At 70.0% G+C, this 16,730-nt stretch carries 18 protein-coding genes, 1 tRNA gene and 1 riboswitch; of the genes, 12 read left to right on the top strand and 7 right to left on the bottom strand.

Features of this window, described 5'->3' with window-relative positions:
- Positions 1 to 147: 147 nt before the first annotated feature.
- Positions 148 to 1,443, bottom strand: a complete 1,296-nt coding sequence (locus HZS56_RS06605) for a PTS transporter subunit EIIC (RefSeq protein ID WP_216719752.1) — start codon at positions 1,441 to 1,443, stop codon at positions 148 to 150.
- A gap of 172 nt (positions 1,444 to 1,615) precedes the next feature.
- Here HZS56_RS06605 and HZS56_RS06600 point away from each other — a divergent pair, with 172 nt between their 5' ends.
- The 4 genes from HZS56_RS06600 to rdgB all read left to right on the top strand — a co-directional run bounded on the left by HZS56_RS06600 (position 1,616) and on the right by rdgB (position 3,967).
- A complete protein-coding gene (locus HZS56_RS06600) occupies positions 1,616 to 1,849 on the top strand; it encodes a PTS sugar transporter subunit IIB (protein WP_216719751.1) in 234 nt (77 codons plus the stop codon).
- Positions 1,850 to 1,972: 123 nt separating this feature from the next.
- Entirely contained in the window at positions 1,973 to 2,710 is a 738-nt protein-coding gene (gene rph, locus HZS56_RS06595) for a ribonuclease PH (RefSeq protein ID WP_216719750.1), read from the top strand.
- 173 nt (positions 2,711 to 2,883) lie between these two features.
- Complete coding sequence (locus tag HZS56_RS06590; RefSeq protein ID WP_216719749.1) at positions 2,884 to 3,291, top strand: hypothetical protein; 408 nt, start codon at positions 2,884 to 2,886, stop codon at positions 3,289 to 3,291.
- A gap of 73 nt (positions 3,292 to 3,364) precedes the next feature.
- Positions 3,365 to 3,967 carry an RdgB/HAM1 family non-canonical purine NTP pyrophosphatase gene (gene rdgB, locus HZS56_RS06585; RefSeq protein WP_216719748.1) on the top strand — a complete coding sequence of 201 codons (603 nt, stop codon included), beginning with the start codon at positions 3,365 to 3,367 and terminating at the stop codon, positions 3,965 to 3,967.
- Positions 3,968 to 4,021: 54 nt separating this feature from the next.
- Here rdgB and HZS56_RS06580 read toward each other — a convergent pair.
- From HZS56_RS06580 to bcp, 4 genes are all read right to left on the bottom strand, one after another.
- Positions 4,022 to 4,105, bottom strand: a tRNA-Leu gene (locus HZS56_RS06580).
- Positions 4,071 to 4,781, bottom strand: a complete 711-nt coding sequence (locus HZS56_RS06575) for an HNH endonuclease signature motif containing protein (RefSeq protein WP_216719747.1) — start codon at positions 4,779 to 4,781, stop codon at positions 4,071 to 4,073. Before HZS56_RS06575 ends, HZS56_RS06580 begins: the two co-directional genes overlap by 35 nt.
- Complete coding sequence (locus HZS56_RS06570) at positions 4,778 to 5,431, bottom strand: HNH endonuclease signature motif containing protein (RefSeq protein WP_216719746.1); 654 nt, start codon at positions 5,429 to 5,431, stop codon at positions 4,778 to 4,780. The genes HZS56_RS06575 and HZS56_RS06570 overlap by 4 nt, the downstream gene beginning before the upstream one ends.
- A 131-nt stretch (positions 5,432 to 5,562) precedes the next feature.
- Complete coding sequence (bcp, locus tag HZS56_RS06565; RefSeq protein WP_216719745.1) at positions 5,563 to 6,030, bottom strand: thioredoxin-dependent thiol peroxidase; 468 nt, start codon at positions 6,028 to 6,030, stop codon at positions 5,563 to 5,565.
- Positions 6,031 to 6,122: 92 nt separating this feature from the next.
- Between bcp and HZS56_RS06560 the strand changes: the two genes are divergently transcribed.
- The 3 genes from HZS56_RS06560 to HZS56_RS06550 all read left to right on the top strand — a co-directional run bounded on the left by HZS56_RS06560 (position 6,123) and on the right by HZS56_RS06550 (position 7,327).
- A complete protein-coding gene (locus HZS56_RS06560; protein WP_216719744.1) occupies positions 6,123 to 6,455 on the top strand; it encodes a DUF3618 domain-containing protein in 333 nt (110 codons plus the stop codon).
- A 77-nt stretch (positions 6,456 to 6,532) separates the two neighbouring features.
- Positions 6,533 to 6,835 (top strand): GroES family chaperonin, encoded by a 303-nt coding sequence (locus HZS56_RS06555; RefSeq protein ID WP_167307483.1) that lies wholly within the window; start codon positions 6,533 to 6,535, stop codon positions 6,833 to 6,835.
- Positions 6,836 to 6,907: 72 nt separating this feature from the next.
- Positions 6,908 to 6,973, top strand: a riboswitch (guanidine-III (ykkC-III) riboswitch).
- 33 nt (positions 6,974 to 7,006) lie between these two features.
- A complete protein-coding gene (locus tag HZS56_RS06550) occupies positions 7,007 to 7,327 on the top strand; it encodes a DMT family transporter (protein WP_216719742.1) in 321 nt (106 codons plus the stop codon).
- 13 nt (positions 7,328 to 7,340) lie between these two features.
- On the opposite strand, the gene HZS56_RS06545 is transcribed toward HZS56_RS06550, so the two are convergent.
- On the bottom strand, positions 7,341 to 9,845 hold the full coding sequence (locus tag HZS56_RS06545; protein ID WP_216719741.1) for a transglycosylase domain-containing protein: 2,505 nt from the start codon (positions 9,843 to 9,845) through the stop codon (positions 7,341 to 7,343).
- A gap of 321 nt (positions 9,846 to 10,166) precedes the next feature.
- On the opposite strand from HZS56_RS06545, the gene HZS56_RS06540 reads away from it, so the two are divergent.
- From HZS56_RS06540 to HZS56_RS06525, 4 genes are read left to right on the top strand one after another with little or no spacing between them, the layout of a single operon-like run.
- A complete protein-coding gene (locus HZS56_RS06540; protein ID WP_216719740.1) occupies positions 10,167 to 10,973 on the top strand; it encodes an ABC transporter permease in 807 nt (268 codons plus the stop codon).
- The gene (locus HZS56_RS06535; protein ID WP_374201090.1) at positions 10,966 to 11,853 is read left to right on the top strand and encodes an ABC transporter permease; all 888 of its coding nucleotides are present in this window, start codon (positions 10,966 to 10,968) and stop codon (positions 11,851 to 11,853) included. The genes HZS56_RS06540 and HZS56_RS06535 overlap by 8 nt, the downstream gene beginning before the upstream one ends.
- Before the next feature lie 16 nt (positions 11,854 to 11,869).
- Positions 11,870 to 12,946, top strand: a complete 1,077-nt coding sequence (locus tag HZS56_RS06530) for an ABC transporter ATP-binding protein (protein ID WP_374201089.1) — start codon at positions 11,870 to 11,872, stop codon at positions 12,944 to 12,946.
- A gap of 33 nt (positions 12,947 to 12,979) precedes the next feature.
- Positions 12,980 to 13,837, top strand: a complete 858-nt coding sequence (locus HZS56_RS06525; RefSeq protein ID WP_216719738.1) for a DUF1707 SHOCT-like domain-containing protein — start codon at positions 12,980 to 12,982, stop codon at positions 13,835 to 13,837.
- Positions 13,838 to 14,013: 176 nt separating this feature from the next.
- On the opposite strand, the gene HZS56_RS06520 is transcribed toward HZS56_RS06525, so the two are convergent.
- The gene (locus HZS56_RS06520) at positions 14,014 to 15,309 is read right to left on the bottom strand and encodes a sulfatase-like hydrolase/transferase (protein WP_216719737.1); all 1,296 of its coding nucleotides are present in this window, start codon (positions 15,307 to 15,309) and stop codon (positions 14,014 to 14,016) included.
- Positions 15,310 to 15,505: 196 nt separating this feature from the next.
- Here HZS56_RS06520 and HZS56_RS06515 point away from each other — a divergent pair, with 196 nt between their 5' ends.
- The gene (locus tag HZS56_RS06515; RefSeq protein WP_216719736.1) at positions 15,506 to 16,723 is read left to right on the top strand and encodes an ROK family transcriptional regulator; all 1,218 of its coding nucleotides are present in this window, start codon (positions 15,506 to 15,508) and stop codon (positions 16,721 to 16,723) included.
- The last annotated feature ends 7 nt before the right edge of the window (positions 16,724 to 16,730 follow it).

Below are 16,730 nucleotides of genomic sequence, written 5' to 3'. Positions count from 1 at the left end.
TAGACCTGTTGTAGCACGATGAAGGCGGCGTAAGGAACCCGTAATTCCGCTACCGCCGCACTACGCGCAGTGCGCGCGCCGAAGGCCCCCGGACGACCGGTCGTCCGGGGGCCTTCGCAAGACCACACACCCAAGAATACGCGAGGACTACCCCTTCGCGACGTCCTCCACCTCCTCCTCGGGCTCCCGCCCCGGAGTCCTCAGGTCGAACCTCGTGATCGCGAACCGGAACACCGCGTAATACACCACCGCGAAGCACAACCCGACCGGCACGATCAGCCACGGCTTCGTCGCCAGATTCCAGTTGATGACGTAGTCGATCAGCCCCGCCGAGAAACTGAACCCGTCCTTCACCCCCAGCGCCCACGTCACCGCCATCGACACCCCCGTCAACACCACGTGCACCGCATACAGAAGCGGCGCGACGAAGAGGAACGAGTACTCCAACGGCTCCGTGATCCCCGTCACGAACGACGTCAGTGCCACCGACAGCATCAGACCGCCCACCTCCTTGCGGCGATGCGGCTTCGCACAGTGCGTGATCGCCAGCGCCGCCGCCGGCAGCGCGAACATCATGATCGGGAAGAAACCCGTCGTGAACTGACCCGCCTCCGGATCACCCGCCAGGAACATGTTGATGTCACCGTGCACCACCGAGCCGTCCGGCTTCGTGTACGAACCGAACTGGAACCACATCGGCACGTTCAAAAACTGATGCAGACCGATCACCAGCAACGCCCGGTTCGCCAGCCCATACACCCCCGCACCCCACGCACCGATCCCCGTCAACCAGTCACTGAAACTCTCCAGCGCGTCACCCACCGGCGGCCACACCCACAGACACAACGCCGCGAACACGATCGCCGTGAACGCCATGACGATCGGCACCAGACGGCGCCCGTTGAAGAACCCCAGCCAGTCCACCAGCCTCGTCCGGTGGAAACGCTGCCAGAAGTACGCCGTCAGCAACCCCATCACAATGCCGCCGAACACCCCCGGATTCTGGAAGACGAACGCCGTCACCTCACCATCACCACCGGACGGCCGGCACCCGACCTGCGGCACCGCCGTCGACCCCTCCGGACAGTCCTCCGGAAACTGCCGCAGCACGTTGTAGTAGACGAGGAACCCCGCCACCGCCGCCAGCGCCGTCGAACCGTCCGCCTTCCGCGCCATCCCGATGGCCACACCCACACAGAACAACAACGGCAACCCCAACGAACCGTCCAGCAGCGCACCACCCGCACCCGTCATCACCTTCGACACGGCCGACCAGCCCAGACCGTCGTCCCCGAACACATCCGGCTGCCCCAGCCGATTGAGAATCCCGGCAGCGGGCAGGACCGCGATGGGCAACTGAAGACTCCGCCCCATCTTCTGCAGCCCCTGGAACGCCCTGTTCCAGCGGACCCGGGCGGAACCGGCCGCACTGACGGAACTCATCCGGTCTCCCTCCGGTCGCCATCCGCCCGCCGGTACACTGGTGTAGACCACCAGTCGGCGGACGGCACCGCCGTCGTGACGCCATCATTCGGCACCCGCCGCATGACCGCTCGCGAAGATGGGCCAACTGTGGGTTACTGCGACAAAGCGGTTCGGACCAGGGAGAAACGACATGGCCAGCAAGGCTGAGAAGATCGTCGCCGGCCTCGGCGGCATCGACAACATCGAAGAGGTCGAAGGCTGCATCACCCGCCTCCGCACCGAGGTCAACGACCCCGAGCTGGTCAACGAAGCCGCCCTCAAAGCCGCCGGCGCCCACGGCGTCGTCAAGATGGGCACCGCCATCCAGGTCGTCATCGGCACCGACGCCGACCCGATCGCCACCGAAATCGAAGACATGATGTAGAACCCACCCCGGCCCCCACCCCCGCCCGCCCGCCGCGGCCCACACCCCCACCCAAGGGGCCTTCCCCACCGCACTTCCACAGCGGGAAAGGCCCCTTCCACACGGGCCGCTAGGCTGCCCCGCATGTCACGAATCGACGGCCGCACCCCCCAACAGCTCCGCCCCGTCACCATCGAACGCGGCTGGAGCAAGCACGCCGAAGGCTCCGTCCTCGTCTCCTTCGGCGACACCAAAGTCCTCTGCAACGCCTCCGTCACCGAAGGCGTCCCCCGCTGGCGCAAAGGCAGCGGCGAAGGCTGGGTCACCGCCGAATACGCCATGCTCCCCCGCGCCACCAACACCCGAGGCGACCGCGAGTCCGTCAAAGGCCGCATCGGCGGCCGCACCCACGAGATCAGCCGCCTCATCGGCCGCTCCCTGCGCGCCGTCATCGACTACAAGGAACTCGGCGAGAACACCGTCGTCCTCGACTGCGACGTCCTCCAAGCCGACGGCGGCACCCGCACCGCCGCCATCACCGGCGCCTACGTCGCCCTCGCCGACGCGCTCACCTGGGCCCGCACCAAAAAACTCATCAGGGCCAGCCGCAAGCCGCTCACCGGCACCGTCTCCGCCGTCTCCGTCGGCATCGTCGACGGCAACCCCCTCCTCGACCTCTGCTACGAGGAAGACGTGCGCGCCGACACCGACATGAACGTCGTCTGCACCGGCGACGGCCGCTTCGTCGAAGTCCAGGGCACCGCCGAAGCCGAACCCTTCGCCCGCGACGAACTCAACACCCTCCTCGACCTCGCCGCCGTCGGCTGCACCGAACTGGCCGACCTCCAGCGCAAGGCACTCGACACCGCCCTCGAAAGGTAAACGGCACGCCAAAGGGGCATCAAGGAAAGGGCCCCACCGGCGCAACTCACCGGCCCGGGACCGCGTCCCTAGCAGTACAGCGACACCACGGGCGTACGGCACCACCCGCCGTACGCCCGGCGCCGCACCGCACCCGGGCCACCCGGCCCTGTCCCAGGGGAGGACCGAGACCCATGGCCGTGAGCCGCCACCGCAGCCATCGCCGCACCGCCACCGCAGCCGCCACCCTGGCGGCCGTCGCCCTGACGGTCGGCCTCACCACCGGCTGCGACGCCGTCGACAAGGCACTCGACTGCGTCCGCACGGCCGACGCCATCGCCGACAGCGTCACCGAACTCCAGCAGGCCGTCGAAAGCGCCTCCGACGACCCGACCCAGCTGGAGGAGTCCCTCGACTCCATAGACAACAACCTCGGCAAAATCGGCGACAAGACCGACAACGCCGACGTCAACGAAGCCGTCGACGACCTCGGCAAGGCCGTCGACAACGTCCGCACCTCCGTCGAGAACGGCGACACCACCCCCGACCTCAGCCCCGTCACCGACGCGGCCGGCGAACTCACCAAGGTCTGCACACCATAGGAGGACGGACCGCAGAAGGGCCGCACAAGGGCCGCACAAGGGAAGGGCCCGCGAGGTCCGGAATACTGACCCCATGACCCGCCTCATCCTCGCCACCCGCAACGCCGGCAAGATCACCGAACTGAAGGCCATCCTCGCCGACGCGGACCTGCCCCACGACCTCGTCGGCGCGGACGCCTACCCCGAGATCCCCGACGTCAAGGAGACCGGCGTCACCTTCGCCGAGAACGCCCTCCTCAAGGCCCACGCCCTCGCCCGCGCCACCGGCCTCCCCGCCGTCGCCGACGACTCCGGCCTCTGCGTCGACGTCCTGAACGGCGCGCCGGGCATCTTCTCGGCCCGCTGGTCCGGCCGCCACGGCGACGACAAGGCCAACCTCGACCTCCTCCTCGCCCAGCTCTCCGACATCCCCGCCGAACACCGGGCCGCCCACTTCGCCTGCGCGGCAGCCCTGGCCCTCCCCGACGGCACGGAACACGTGGTCGAGGGCCAACTCCGAGGCACCCTCCGCCACGCCCCCGCCGGCACGGGAGGCTTCGGCTACGACCCGATCCTCCAGCCGGACGGCGAGACACGGACCTGCGCGGAACTGACGGCGGAGGAGAAGAACGCCATCAGCCACCGGGGGAAGGCGTTCAGGGCGCTGGTGCCGGCGGTACGGGAGCTGGTGGGCTGAGGCGCCCACGACAAACGGCCTGCGCATCCTCTTTGGATTTGCAGGCCGTTCCCGTGCGGCGGAAGGGATTCGAACCCTCAAGCCCGGTCAGGGGCCACAGATCCTAAGTCTGCTGCGTCGCCGTTGCGCCACCGCCGCCAGCGTCTGCCATGGTACCGGGAGTCGCACGTTGCCTTGAGCGTCCCCTGCACCAGGTGCTGGTCGTCGCGTGACAGTTCGGACACAGCAACTGCAGATTCTCGCGCCGGTTGTCACTCCGATCCCCGTTGACGTGATCGACCTCCAGGGTCATCGGCTTTCCGAGCCACTCCGTCCCGATGCCGCACTCGACGCACTTCTCGGGCACGCCGATCTCGCGGAGTGCACGGCGGAGTGGTGCAGTTCGAGTTCGATTGCCGTCGTCCCGCTTGACCAGAACCTCCTCGGGCTTCTTGGCCAACGTCGGGCGGGATTTGCCGCGCTGATGTGCCTGCCCCAAGAAGTGAGTGGTGGTCAGGCCCTCTTCGTCGACCCACTGACGCAAGAGTGCGCGTTGGCTGCCGTTGTCCGGGCGCTGCAGACGGCGAAGGGTCTCTGCGATCGAGGATGACTCGCTGACCGCAGCGCTCAACTCGCTCGACGAGGGGCGGGGTCGCTTACCCCCGGGCCTGAAGTGCGAGATGTTGATTCCGAAGTGAGCGAAGCGGCGGGTGAGGTAGCGACGCAAGGTGGCGTAGGGCTGGGTGCCAAAGAAGGCGATGACCTCGTCGACGTCGGAACACTGAGCGGCAGCTTCCATGAGCCGCTCGCGGGAGTACTGGACGCTGGTGCTCATGAGGACGCTCCCTTGGCGCGCCCTTTGCCTCGTCCTCGGTACTCGTCCGTCGTTGAATGGCAGTTGGGGCACAGGAACCGAAGGTTTCGGATGCGGTTGTCTCGCCAGTTGCCGTCGATGTGATCGACTTCAAGCGGGAGCGGTCGACCGCGCCAGGTCGTCTGCACGCCGCAGAGGCTGCACTGCTCTGGAACGCCGAGTGTCCCCATAGCCCAGCGAAGACGGTCGCTGTGGACGCGCCGGGCTGCAGCGGGCGCCTGCTCGACGAGCAGGGCCTCGGGGGTTCGCGGGCGGCGCGACTCGCCGCGCCGGGACGGCACCCGGAAGTGCGACACATCGATGCCGTACGCCTTGATCCGACGACTGATGTGAGTGTGGTGTCCGCCGACGGCGTCCAGTCCCAGATGCCGCAGTACCTCGTACATGTTCGTCGAGGCCGAGACCGCTTCTTGAAGGATCTCTCTGGTCCACTTCACCCCCTCGCGCTGGAAGTGCGACACATCCACCCCGAGCTTCTTCATTCGCCCCAGCACATACCGCCGCGTCGAACTCTTCGGATCCACCCCCAACCGCACCAGCGCCTCCGACAGCGTCCGTGCCCCCCGAGCGGCCTCCTCCAGCCGCTCCCGGCTGTACGCACTCGACCCCATCACGCCCCTCCGTTTCCGGCCGCGTGTTCGCGGCCTCGTACGGAGTAACGAACCGGTTATCGGACAGTCACGTGCGATATGCGGAAGGGCCCGTACCGGAAAGGTCCGGTGCGGGCCCCGTCGGAGGGGACTCAGATGCCCAGGTCTTTGATGATCTTGGCTACGTGGCCCGTGGCGCGGACGTTGTAGAGGGCGCGTTCGACCTTGCCCTCCTCGTCGACCACGATCGTGGAGCGGATGACGCCCTGGTAGGTGCGGCCGTAGTTCTTCTTCTCGCCGTAGGCGCTGTACGCCTCCAGGACCTGCTTGTCCGGGTCGGACAGGAGGGTGACCCGGAGGGACTCGGTGTCGCGGAACTTGGCGAGCTTCTCCGGCTTGTCGGGGGAGATGCCGATCACGTCGTACCCGGCGCCCGCCAGCAGGTCGAGGTTGTCCGTGAAGTCGCAGGCCTGCTTCGTGCAGCCGGGGGTAAGGGCGGCAGGGTAGAAGTAGACGACGACCTTGCGGCCCTTGTGGTCGGACAGGGACACCTCGTTGCCGTCGGCGTCCGGGAGGGTGAAGGCCGGGGCCGGGTCCCCGGGCTGGAGTCGCTCGCTCATCGGGACAGCGTAACGGGGGGTCCTGACCGTGCGGAGAGGCCAGTAGCTGACAGACTGTCCAGGACAGTGACGTGAGACTTCGGAGGCGTACGGTGGCGGACACGTCGGACATCAGAACCCCGGCGCAGATCGAGGCGGACATCAGGCGCCGTCGCGAGGTGCTGGCCGAGACGCTGGACGAGATCGGGATGCGGGTGCACCCGAAGACGATCGTGGACGACGCGAAGGCCAAGGTCGCCTCCAGCGTCGATCACACCCTCGGGCGGGCGTACGTCCAGGCCAATCGGGTGGTCAGCGATGTGAAGGCGCAGTTCGTGGACGAGGAGGGCTCGCCCCGCCTGGAGCGGGTCGTGCCCGTCGCGCTCGTCGTCGTCGGCGTCGTGGGCCTGGTCGCGCTGGGCCGGACCCGGCGGCGCAGGGGCTGAGCGGGTCCAGGTAGGTTCGGGGCGTGAGTGACAGGAAGAACGAGCACGACGTGGCGGACGACAAGCTGCCCATCCGGATGCTGCACGACCGGGTGCTGGTGCGCCAGGACACGGGTGAGGGCGAGCGGCGTTCCGGTGGCGGCATCCTGATCCCCGCGACGGCGGCGGTCGGCAAGCGGCTGGCCTGGGCGGAGGTCGTCGCCGTGGGGCAGAACGTACGGACCGTGGAGCCGGGCGACCGGGTGCTGTACGACCCGGAGGACCGTGCGGAGGTCGAGGTGCGGGGTGTGGGGTACGTGCTCATGCGTGAGCGTGATCTGCATGCCGTGGCCGCGGACCGGTTCGAGGGGTCGGAGGACTCGACGGGCCTGTACCTGTAGCGCCTTGGGGCAGTAGGTGGGGAAAGGGCTGGTGACCGGTGTCACCAGCCCTTTTGGCTTGGCTCCGGTCCGGTTTTGCTACTTTGGGGGACCCCGACGAGACGCGCCGTACCGGGCCCAAGGAAAAGACGACGCACCGCCGTTCTCAGTTCGTTCACGGAGGTGCCTGTCATGGCGTGGGTTCTGCTTGTCGTCGCCGGTCTGCTGGAGGTGGGCTGGTCGATCGGGATGAAGTACACCGACGGGTTCACGCGGTTGTGGCCGAGTGTGTTCACCGGTGCGGGGATCGTGGTGAGCATGATGCTGCTGTCGTACGCGGCGCGGACGCTGCCGATCGGTACTGCCTACGGCGTGTGGGTGGGGATCGGTGCGGCGGGGGCGGCGGTGCTCGGCATGGTGGTGCTGGGTGAGCCGGTGACCGCCGCCCGGATCTTCTTCATCTGTCTGCTGCTGGTCGCTGTCGTGGGGTTGAAGGCGACCTCGGGTCACTGAGGGTCGTTGGCGGTCACTGACGCCGGGGCGGGGTGCCGGGGAGGCCGGCGACGGTGCCCGCGGTGGTGTCGGAGTCGTCGCCGCCGCCTGGGCCCCCGTCGCCGCCTTCGGTGCCTCCGCCGTTGGACGAGTCGTCCTGGCCTCCTCCTGCGCCTGGGCCGGGGTCGGTGCTGGGGCCGCCGTTGGTGGGGGTGCCGCCGCCGGTCGTCGGGGGGCCGCTCTCCTCGCCGCCGGTGTCGCCGGGCGGGGTGCTGCTGTCGCCGCCGGTGTCGCCGGGGGTTTCGGAGCCGGTGTCGTCCTGGTCGCCGGTGGAGCCGGTGGAGTCGCCGTCCGGGTCGCTGCTGCCGCTCTCGTCGCCGTCGCCCGGTTCGCCGGAGGAGTCGGCGGAGGGGGGTGCGGTGACGTCGGCGCCGGACTGGAGCTGGAGGTCGAAGTCGGAGACGGGTTCGCCCTCGAGGGCCTTGCGGGTGTACTGGCCCCAGATTTCGGCGGGTGCGCCGCCGCCGTTGATGCGGTCGAGGCCCATCACGCCGTATAGGGACTTGTGGGCGGCGGTCTTGGGGTCCTGGCCCATGACGGCGACGACGGTGGACAGTTCTGGGGTGTAGCCGGCGAACCAGGCGGCGGTGTCCTCCTCGGCGGTGCCGGTCTTGCCGGCGGCGGGGCGGCCGGCGGTCTGGGCGGCGGTGGCGGTGCCCTGTTCGACGACGCTGCGCAGGACGGAGGTGGTGGTGTCGGCGGACTCGCGGCTGACGGCCTGGCGCTCGCGGCGCTCGGGCAGGTCGACCTCGTGCTTGCCGTCCTTCATGACCTTCTCGACGGGGGTGTACGTGCTGTGCCGGCCGTGGTTGGCGATGGTCGCGTAGGCCTCCGCCATGTCGAGGGGGCTGGCGGTGGCGACGCCGAGGGCGATGGAGGGGGAGGCGGTCAGTTCGGGGGTGTCGGAGGCGAGGCCGAGGTCGATCGCGGTCTGTTTGACCTTGTCGGAGCCGACGTCGACGGCCATCTGGGCGTAGACGGCGTTGATGGACTTGTCGGTGGCCTCGCGGACGGTGACGTCGCCGTAGTCGCGGTGGTCCTCGTTCTCGGGGGCGTAGCGGTCGCCGGTCCAGCCCTGGACGGGGCGTTCGCTGGTGCCGTCGTAGCGGGTGTTGGGGTTGATGGTGCGGCCGTCCTGGGTCTCGGAGTGGTTCTCGACGGCGGAGGTGAAGACGAAGGGTTTGAAGGTGGAGCCGACCTGGTAGTCGCGGCGGGTGGCGCCGGGTGTGTACTGCTTGACGTAGTCGATGCCGTTGTACATCGCGACGATCTTGCCGGTCTTCGGGTCGACGGAGGCGCCGCCGGCGCGGACGTAGGTGTCGGCCTTGCGTTCCTTCTGGTCCAGCTGGGACATCAGCTTGTCGTCGACGGCCTTGACGAAGGCGTCCTGTTTGTCCTTCTGGAGGGTGGTGGTGATGCGGTAGCCGCCGCGGTCGAGTTCTTCCTCGTCGACGATGTCGTGGTCGATCAGGTACCTCTTGACGATGTTGACGAGGTAGCCGCGCTGGCCGGACATGCCGGTGGAGACGGTGGACTGCTTCGGCTGGGGGAACTCGGCGGCGGCCCGGTCGGCGCGGCTGATCCAGCCCTTGTCGGCCATGCCGTTCATGACGTAGGCCCAGCGGTTCTCGGCGGCGGCCTTGTTCTCGGGGTGGGCGACGACGTCGTACTGGCTGGGGGCGTTGAGCAGGGAGGCGAGGTAGGCGCCCTGGGCGGCGGTGAGGTCTTTGGCGTCGACGCCGAAGTAGGCCTGGGCGGCGGCCTGGATGCCGTAGGCGCCGCGGCCGAAGAAGCTGGTGTTGAGGTAGCCCTCGAGGATCTCGTTCTTGCTCTTCTCGCGGTCGAGCTTGATCGAGATGAAGAACTCCTTGACCTTGCGGGTGACGGTCTGTTCCTGGGCGAGGTAGTAGTTCTTGACGTACTGCTGGGTGATGGTGGAGCCGGACTGCTTGCCCTTGCCGGTGGCGGTCTTCCAGCCGGCGCGGACCATGGCGGCGGGGTCGATGGCGGACTCGGTGTAGAAGTCGCGGTCCTCGGCGGCGAGGACGGCGTGCTGGGCGTCCTTGGAGATGCGGGCGAGGCCGACGCTCTCGCGGTTGACCTCGCCGTCGCGGGCGAGGACGCTGCCGTCGGCGTAGAGGTAGACGTTGCTCTGTTTGGTGGCGAGGGCGTTGGCGGCGGGGATCTGTACCAGGTGGTAGCCGAGGAAGAAGCCGCCGACCAGCAGCAGGAGGCCGAGGACGCAGGTGCCGAGCACGATGCGCCAGGTGGGGATCAGCCGGCGCCATCCGGTGCGCCTGGGCCGCTTCTGCTTCCCGGGCTTCCCGGGCTTTCCGGAGTTCGCGGAGTTCCCGGGCTTTCCGGGGGTTCCGGGTTGTCCGGGGTGTCCCGTCCCGCCCGGCTGCCCCGCGCCGGCCGCCTGTGGCTTTCTCGGCGCCCAGCCCTGGTGCGGCTGCTGCGGCTGCGGCTCGTCGCTCATGTCGTGCACGGACTCCTGTTTCACTGCGGTTCGGATGTCGCTGCGTATCGAGTGCTGCGCATCGGATGCACTGCGTACGGTTTTCGCATCGTACGGTTTTCGCGGCGTACGCTCCGGTCTCGTACGGCCTTCTGGTCTCGTACGGCCTTGTGCGCCTTGGTGACCCTCTGAGGGCTTCTCACACTTCTGGGGCCTCTGAAGAAGACTCTCGCACCGGGGGTTCCGTTCCCGCTGGACGGCACACCAGTGAAAATTGCGTGGCACCGGTGGTCCGCCCCGCACTAGGCTCCTGCGCTTCGGTGCCGGTCGGAGGGTGGGGCTGTGGGAGCGGGATCGTGGCGGTTGTACGTCGCCGTCGCGGCGGGCGGTTTCCGACGGTACGCGACGTATCGGGTGGCGACGGCCGCCGGGGTGTTCACGAACACCGTCTTCGGGCTGATCCTCGTCTACACCTATCTGGCCCTGTGGGACGAGAAACCGCAGCTCGGAGGGTACGACCAGGCGCAGGCCACGACCTACGTGTGGCTGGGGCAGGCGCTGCTGGCCGCGCTGGCGATCGGCGGCGGTGGTATGGAGAACGAGCTGATGGAGCGCATCCGTACGGGTGACATCGCCGTCGATCTGTACCGGCCGGCCGACCTCCAGCTGCGGTGGCTGGCGGAGGACGTGGGGCGGGCGCTGTTCCAGCTGCTGGGGCGCGGGGTGGTGCCGTTCGTCTTCGGGGCGCTGTTCTTCCCGGTGGCGCTGCCGAGCCGGGTGTCCGTGTGGGCGGCGTTCCTGCTGGCGGTGGCGCTGGCGATGCTGGTGGGTTTCGCGCTGCGCTATCTGGTGGCGCTGTCGGCGTTCTGGCTGCTCGACGGCACGGGGGTGGCGCAGATGGCGTGGATCGCGGGACTGTTCGGCTCGGGGATGCTGCTGCCGCTGAACGTGTTCCCGGGGGCGTTCGGGGAGGTCGTACGGGTGCTGCCGTGGTCGGCGCTGTTGCAGGGTCCTGCCGATGTGCTGCTGGGGGAGGCGGATCCCGTGGGCGTCTTCGCCTTCCAGGCGGCCTGGGCGGTGGTGCTGCTCGGGGCGGGGCGGCTGGTGCAGTCGGCGGCGACGCGACGGGTGGTGGTGCAGGGTGGCTGAGACGGCCCACGTGACAGGCGCGGCGGACGAGGCCGACCCGGCCGGGGGGATCTCCTGGGAGCCGCGGCGCGGGCGTCTCGGGGAGGGGCTGCGGGCGTACGGGCTGATCGCCGGGATGTGGATCAGGTCGACGATGGCGTACCGGACGTCGTTCCTGCTGACGGCGTTCGGGAACTTCGCGATGACCGCGCTGGACTTCGTGGCGATCCTGCTGATGTTCTCCCGGGTGGACGCGCTGGGTGGCTGGTCGCTGCCGGAGGTGGCGTTCCTGTACGGGCTGTCCGGGGTGTCCTTCGGTCTCGCGGACCTGGCGATCGGCTCGATGGAGCGGCTGGGGCAGCGGGTGCGGGACGGCACGCTGGACACGCTGCTGGTGCGTCCGGTGCCGGTGCTGGCGCAGGTGGCGGGGGACCGGTTCGGGCTGCGCCGGCTGGGCCGGGTCGCGCAGGGACTGCTGGTGCTGGGGTACGCGCTGGTGGTCCTCGACGTCGACTGGACGGTGGCGAAGGTGCTGCTGGTGCCGGTGGCGCTGCTCAGCGGGGCGGGGATCTTCTGCGCGGTGTTCGTGGCGGCGGGGGCCTTCCAGTTCGCGGCGCAGGACGCCTCGGAGGTGGCGAACGCCTTCACCTACGGCGGTACGACGATGCTCCAGTACCCGCCGGCGGTGTTCGCGCTGGACCTGGTGCGCGGGGCGACCTTCGTGGTGCCGCTGGCCTTCGTGAACTGGCTGCCGGCGGGCTATGTGCTGGACCGGCCCTATCCGCTGGACCTGCCGGGGTGGGTGGCGTTCACGCCGCCGCTCGCGGCCGCGGCCTGCTGCGCGCTGGCGGGTCTCGCCTGGCGGGCGGGTCTTCGTTCGTACCGGAGTACGGGGAGCTGACGGGAAGTTGAGGGAGATGGCGGAGTCCGAGACGGAGACGGATACGGAGAGGGAGAGGGAAACGGAGAGGGAGAGGGAAGCGGGGGCGGAGACGGCGGCGGGGGCGGAGACGGGGGCCGTGCCGGGTGCCCGGGCCTTCATCGAGCTGGACGGCGTCGAGAAGGTCTTCGACGTGCGCAGGAGGACCGGGTTCCTGAGGCGGGAGCGGCGGCAGGTGCGGGCCGTGGACGGGCTGTCGTTCACCGTGTCGCGCGGCGAGATGGTCGGCTACATCGGCCCGAACGGCGCCGGGAAGTCGACGACGATCAAGATGCTCACCGGCATCCTGACGCCCAGCGGCGGCCGGCTGCGGGTCGCCGGGATCGATCCGTCCCGGGAGCGGACCCGGCTGGCGCACCGCATCGGTGTCGTCTTCGGGCAGCGCACGACGCTGTGGTGGGACCTGCCGCTGATCGACTCCTACCGGCTGATGCACCGCATGTACCGCATCCCGGACGCCCGTTACCGCGAGAACCTGGACCGCTGTGTCGAACTCCTGCAGCTGGGCGAGCTGTTGGACGTCCCGGTGCGGCAGCTGTCGCTCGGCCAGCGGATGCGCGGGGACATCGCGGCGGCGCTGCTGCACGACCCGGACGTGCTGTACCTGGACGAGCCGACGATCGGGCTCGACGTCGTCTCCAAGGCCAAGGTGCGGGGCTTTCTGCGGGACTTGAACGCGGAGCGCGGCACTACGGTGCTGCTGACCACGCACGACCTCCAGGACATCGAGCAGCTGTGCTCGCGGGTGATGGTCATCGACCACGGGCGGCTGATGTACGACGGTCCGCTGGACGGGCTGCACGAGGCGGGGGAGAGCGAACGGACCCTGGTGGTGGACCTGGAGCGGGAGTTGCCGCCGATCGAGGCGCCGGAGCCGGCGCGGGTGGTGCGGGTGGAGGGGCCGCGGCAGTGGCTGGCGTTCCCGGCCTCGGCGTCGGCTGCGGGGCTGGTGGCACGGGTGGCGGAACGGTATCCGCTGGTGGACCTGTCCGTGCGGGAGCCGGACATCGAAGCGGTGATCGCCAGGATGTACGCGGAACGTGCCGGTGCGTAGTGCCCGGCGCGGTGACCTCGTAGGCTGCTGTCCATGACCGACGACTCCCCGGAACTCCGCGCCTCCGACGCCGACCGTGAACGAGTCGCCGAGGTGCTGCGTGACGCCCTCGCGGAGGGCCGCCTGGACATGGCCGAGTTCGAGCAGCGCCTGGACGCCACGTACAGCGCGCGGACCTACGGTGAGCTGGCGCCGATCACCCGGGACCTGCCGGTCGGCGGGGGGAGCGTGGCGCCCGAGGTGTCGATGACGAAGGAGCCGGCGGCGGCCGGGGACTGGGCGGGCCGGATCACGGGCGGCGAGCCCTCGTCGACGTGGGCGGTCGCGGTGATGTCCGGCTTCCAGCGCAAGGGGCGCTGGACGGTGCCGAAGCGGTTCACGTCCTTCGCGTTCTGGGGCGGCGGCGAGATCGACCTGCGCGAGGCGGACTTCGCGGACGGCGAGGTCGTGATCAACTGCATCGCGATCATGGGCGGGATGCAGGTGATCGTGCCGCCCGGCGTCGAGGTGGTCGTGCGCGGCCTCGGCATCATGGGCGGCTTCGACCACCGCGAGGAGGGCGTGCCCGGCGACCCGGGTGCTCCGCGCGTGGTGGTGACCGGGTTCGCCTTCTGGGGCGGTGTCGGCGTCGAGCGCAAGCTGACCCGGGCGGAGAAGCTGCGGATCAAGGAGGAGCGGCGGCAGGAGAAGCTGGAGCGCCGCCAGGAGCGGGACCGGGACCGGGAACGGGACCGAGGGGTGGAGCGCGGCTCGGGCCGCAAGCAGCTGGACGCCTCCCGCCGCGGCCACGACGACGCCCTGCACGACCTGCTCGGCGACGACCGCTCCCGCGAGCGCGAGCTGCAACGGGAGCGGGACCGCCGGGACCGCCGCCGCGACGACCCGCACTAAGTGACCGACCGCATTGGGTGATCGACCACGCTGTGCGATCGACCGTGCTGGGTGATCGACCACGCTGGGTGATCGACCTGCAAGGCTGTGCACGCGGCTGATCGGTGGGTGGCCGCCGGGCGGGCGGGGCAAGCGGCGCGGGCCGCCCGGCAGGCGGGGGCGGGTCGGCGCGCGGGTCAGGCGGCGGAGCGGGCCGCCCACGCGGTCAGTTCCTCGCGCATCCGGCCGAAGCGCTCGGGGTGGGCCGCCGACAGGTCGTGCTGTTCGCCGGGGTCCTCCCGGAGGTCGTAGAGCCCCTCGGGCACGACGACCTCGGCCTCCAGGCTGTCGCAGGCGTCCAGCACGATCTTCCACCGGCCGTGGCGCCCCGCCAGCTGGTCGTTGTGCTTCCAGAACAGCCACCGGTCGGGCCCCGTCTCGCCGGCGGCCAGCAGCGGCAGGACGGAGGAGCCGTCGATCGTCTCGTCCGCCGGCGGCGTCCCGTCCACCGCGTCCAGGACCGTGGGCACGACGTCCGCCATGAAGCCGACGAGGTCGCTGGAGTGCCCGGCGGGCAGCCGGGCGGGCCACGAGATCATGGTCGGGACCCGGATGCCGCCCTCGAGCAGTGAGCCCTTGTGGCCGCGCAGGCCGCCGGCCGAGCCGCCGTTGTAGGAGACCTCCTCGCCGTTCAGCCAGTTGCGCTCCTCGACCGAGGGCCCGTTGTCGGAGGAGAAGAAGACGATCGTGTTCTCCCGCAGGCCCAGCGAGTCGAGTGTGCCGAGGATGTGGGCGATGCCGTCGTCCATGGCCTTGACCATCGCCGCCATCATCTGCCGTCCCTCCGGGAGATGGGCGAACTGCGCGACGTACTCCTCGGGGGCGTGCATCGGGTAGTGCGGCGCGTTGAACGGCACATAGCAGAAGAACGGGCGCTCGGCGTTGCGCTCGATGAAGTCGCCGGCGCGTTGCGCGATGACGGTGGTGAGGTACTCGCCGTTGAGCCAGACCTCGTCCTCGCCCTCCCACAGGTCGTGCAGCGGGTTGTGCTCGCCGCCCCAGTAGTAGATGTGCGAGTAGTAGTCGACGCAGCCGGCGAGGAAGCCGAAGTGCTCGTCGAAGCCGCGCTTCAGCGGCCCGTAGGCGGGGTCGACGCCGAGGTGCCACTTGCCGAAGATGCCGGTGGCGTAGCCCCGTTCGCCGAGCGCGCCCGCGAGCGTCGGCTGCGGCGGCAGGCCCGCGGTGTGCCGGGTGCCGCCGAGGATCGACTCGACGCCGGCGTGCGCGGGGTGCCGCCCGGTGAGCAGCGACGCCCGTGACGGTGAGCAGACCGGGGAGTTGGAGTACCACTGCGGCAGGCGGACACCGGAGGCGGCGAGCCCGTCGAGGGCCGGCGTGTCGAGGTCCTCGGCGCCGAAGCAGCCCAGGTCGCCCCAGCCCAGGTCGTCGGCGTAGATGATGACGACGTTCGGTCGGCCGGTGTTCGCAGTCATGCCTGGCTCACCCTCTGCTCTCTCCTCGCGGCTCATTCCTCGACGCTGCCGGCGGCCAGGACGGCCGGACTTCGCTCCCGGGCGACTCCGCTCCCGCACGGTGGTCAACTGGCGGGCACGCTAACACAATCAAATTGATTTACGGTATGAGAAGTCCATTAGGATCCCTCCTGCGACAGGACTCGGGAGGTGCGGCATGGAGCGGCGGGGGTCGAACCTTCCGCGGGTGGGCGACTACAACCAGCTGCTCGTGCTGGACCTGGTACGGCGCGGTCCGGGCATCAGCCGGGTGGAGCTGTCGCAGCGCACCGGCCTGACCGCGCAGACCGTCTCCAACATCTGCCGGCGCCTGGTCGGCGCGGGACTGATCGAGGAGGCCGGCCGCCGGGAGGCCGACACCGGGGCGCGCCGGACGGTGTTCCAGGTGGTGGCCGGCGGCCAGTACTCGGTCGGCCTGCACATCGACCCCGCCCGCACGACCCTGGTGCTGATGAACCTCGCGGGCGAGGTGGAGGACCGCACCTCGATACCCACCCCCACCACCGAAGGACCCGAGGACGCGCTGGAGGCGATCGTCGACGCGGTCGGCGCCCTGGTGCGCCGGGCCGGCGTCCCGCTGCCGCGGGTCTCCGGGGTCGGTGTCTCCACGCCCGGACCGGTGAAGGCCGACGCCGTCGTGGGGCCGCCCAACCTGCGGGGCTGGGGGGTGGTGCGGCTGCGGGAGGAGCTGGAGCGGCGCATGGGGCTGCCGGTGGTGCTGGAGAAGGACACCATCGCCGCCGCCACGGGCGAGCTGTGGGCGGGCGGCGGCGCCCTGTCGGACTTCGCGTTCCTCTACCTCGGGACCGGCATCGGCGCGGGCATCGTCCTGGACGGCGAGGTCAAGCGCGGCTCCTCCGACAACCTCGGCGAGATAGGGCACCTCAGCGGCGACGCCGACGGCCCCCGGTGTCCGTGCGGGGGCCGCGGCTGCGTCGCGATCACCTCGGCGCCCGTCCACCTCGTCTCCGCCGCCGTCGACGCGGGGACGCTGCCGCCCGTGGACCTCGACGACTTCCTGAGCGTGGAGCGGGCACTGGGCCGGCTCTGCGCCCTGGCCGACGCGGGCGACGAGCGCGCCGACGCCATCGTGAGCAGGTCGGCCCGCGCCATCGCCCGTGTCGCGGGCAACCTCGCCAACATCCTCGACCTGGGCACCGTCGTGCTCGGCGGCCCCAACTGGCCCGCCCTGGCCCCCACCTACCTCAGGGTCGTGCCGCCGATCACCGCGTCCCTGCTGACGGTGAGCGAGGTGCACGGCGTGGACGTACGGGGCACCACGCTCGGCGAGGACGGCGGCGCCATCGGAGCGGCCTGCCTCGTCATGTCCTCCGTGGCCTCGGCCCGCTCCGACCACCTGCTGCTGCCGCGCTGAGCGCGCC

It is taken from the genome of Streptomyces mayonensis (assembly GCF_018982965.1).
Taxonomy (GTDB): domain Bacteria; phylum Actinomycetota; class Actinomycetes; order Streptomycetales; family Streptomycetaceae; genus Streptomyces; species Streptomyces mayonensis.
This window is presented reverse-complemented; position numbering and strand designations above follow the sequence as displayed.

Excerpts from the sequence above, each read along its gene's own strand:
- HZS56_RS06605 (WP_216719752.1), bottom strand. The coding sequence starts at position 1,443 with ATGAGTTCCGTCAGTGCGGCCGGTTCCGCCCGGGTCCGCTGGAACAGG.
- HZS56_RS06600 (WP_216719751.1), top strand. The coding sequence starts at position 1,616 with ATGGCCAGCAAGGCTGAGAAGATCGTCGCCGGCCTCGGCGGCATCGAC.
- rph (WP_216719750.1), top strand. The coding sequence starts at position 1,973 with ATGTCACGAATCGACGGCCGCACCCCCCAACAGCTCCGCCCCGTCACC.
- HZS56_RS06590 (WP_216719749.1), top strand. The coding sequence starts at position 2,884 with ATGGCCGTGAGCCGCCACCGCAGCCATCGCCGCACCGCCACCGCAGCC.
- rdgB (WP_216719748.1), top strand. The coding sequence starts at position 3,365 with ATGACCCGCCTCATCCTCGCCACCCGCAACGCCGGCAAGATCACCGAA.
- HZS56_RS06575 (WP_216719747.1), bottom strand. The coding sequence starts at position 4,781 with ATGAGCACCAGCGTCCAGTACTCCCGCGAGCGGCTCATGGAAGCTGCC.
- HZS56_RS06570 (WP_216719746.1), bottom strand. The coding sequence starts at position 5,431 with ATGGGGTCGAGTGCGTACAGCCGGGAGCGGCTGGAGGAGGCCGCTCGG.
- bcp (WP_216719745.1), bottom strand. The coding sequence starts at position 6,030 with ATGAGCGAGCGACTCCAGCCCGGGGACCCGGCCCCGGCCTTCACCCTC.
- HZS56_RS06555 (WP_167307483.1), top strand. The coding sequence starts at position 6,533 with ATGCTGCACGACCGGGTGCTGGTGCGCCAGGACACGGGTGAGGGCGAG.
- HZS56_RS06550 (WP_216719742.1), top strand. The coding sequence starts at position 7,007 with ATGGCGTGGGTTCTGCTTGTCGTCGCCGGTCTGCTGGAGGTGGGCTGG.
- HZS56_RS06545 (WP_216719741.1), bottom strand. The coding sequence starts at position 9,845 with ATGAGCGACGAGCCGCAGCCGCAGCAGCCGCACCAGGGCTGGGCGCCG.
- HZS56_RS06530 (WP_374201089.1), top strand. The coding sequence starts at position 11,870 with ATGGCGGAGTCCGAGACGGAGACGGATACGGAGAGGGAGAGGGAAACG.
- HZS56_RS06525 (WP_216719738.1), top strand. The coding sequence starts at position 12,980 with ATGACCGACGACTCCCCGGAACTCCGCGCCTCCGACGCCGACCGTGAA.
- HZS56_RS06520 (WP_216719737.1), bottom strand. The coding sequence starts at position 15,309 with ATGACTGCGAACACCGGCCGACCGAACGTCGTCATCATCTACGCCGAC.
- HZS56_RS06515 (WP_216719736.1), top strand. The coding sequence starts at position 15,506 with ATGGAGCGGCGGGGGTCGAACCTTCCGCGGGTGGGCGACTACAACCAG.